This window comes from Sphingomonas sp. TREG-RG-20F-R18-01, assembly GCF_022662475.1.
Taxonomy (GTDB): domain Bacteria; phylum Pseudomonadota; class Alphaproteobacteria; order Sphingomonadales; family Sphingomonadaceae; genus Sphingomonas.
The window spans coordinates 1-1,021 of the sequence record NZ_JAKNQQ010000046.1; the positions used below are offsets into that span (position 1 = coordinate 1).

A 1,021-nucleotide genomic window follows, 5' to 3' on the forward strand; every position below is an offset into this window, starting at 1 on the left:
CTAGGTGTTTGATCCCACGGTTTGATGGTGCGATCCTTTCGTTGGAATGGAAGGAAGCCATATGGGACAGGTACGTCACGGGAGCGCCACGACCACGCACGCCGTCAGAGCAGCAATACAGCGATCGCAAGCTTCGCTCTCGGAGTTGAGCCGGGAGCTTGGGATCAACCCCAAGACGGTGGCGAAGTGGCGGAAGCGGGCGACGGTCGAGGATATGAAGACCGGGCCGAAGGCCCCTCATTCCACGACCCTGACTGAAGCCGAGGAGGCGGCGGTCGTGGCGTTCCGGCGTCATACGTTGCTGCCACTGGATGACTGCCTTTATGCGTTGCAGCCGTCGATCCCGCATTTGACGCGGTCAGCGCTGCACCGATGCCTGCAGCGTCACGGCATCTCCCGCCTGCCGGACATTGAGGGCGACAAGCCGAAGCGACAGCGCTTCAAGCGCTACCCGATTGGCTTCTTTCACATCGATATCGCCGAGGTGCAGACCGCCGAAGGCAAGCTCTATCTGTTTGTCGGCATCGACCGCACGAGTAAATTTGCGGTCACCCAGCTCGTCGAGAAGGCTGACAGGCGAACCGCGTGGGAGTTCCTCGAACACGTTCTGAAAGCTGTGCCCTACAGGATCCATACAATCCTGACCGACAACGGCATCCAGTTCGCCGAGCAACCGCGCAACCGCAACACCGCCTGGTCGCGGCAGATGCGCTTCGACATGATCTGTGAGGCGAACGATATCGAGCACCGGCTCACCAAGCCGAACCACCCTTGGACCAATGGGCAGGTCGAGCGGATGAACCGCACCATCAAGGAGGCGACCGTCAAACGCTTCCACTACGAGAAACATGACCAGCTACGGACGCACCTCGCCGACTTCATGGCTGCCTATAACTTCGCCCGCAGGCTCAAGACGCTCGGGGGCCTCACGCCTTACGAATACATCGCCAAAATCTGGACGTCAGAGCCGGATATGTTCATCGTGGATCCGATCCACCAGATGCCGGGACTAAACACCTAG

1 protein-coding gene is annotated in these 1,021 nt (G+C 59.8%); it reads left to right on the forward strand.

Annotated features, from left to right (window positions below; translation table 11 throughout):
• Nucleotides 1–61 precede the first annotated feature (61 nt).
• Nucleotides 62–1,021, forward strand: a complete 960-nt coding sequence (locus L8K25_RS22560; RefSeq protein ID WP_242141264.1) for an IS481 family transposase — start codon at nucleotides 62–64, stop codon at nucleotides 1,019–1,021.

What these genes read in the sequence shown, in the direction of transcription:
- L8K25_RS22560 (WP_242141264.1), top strand. Translation starts at nt 62, where the DNA reads ATGGGACAGGTACGTCACGGGAGCGCCACGACCACGCACGCCGTCAGA.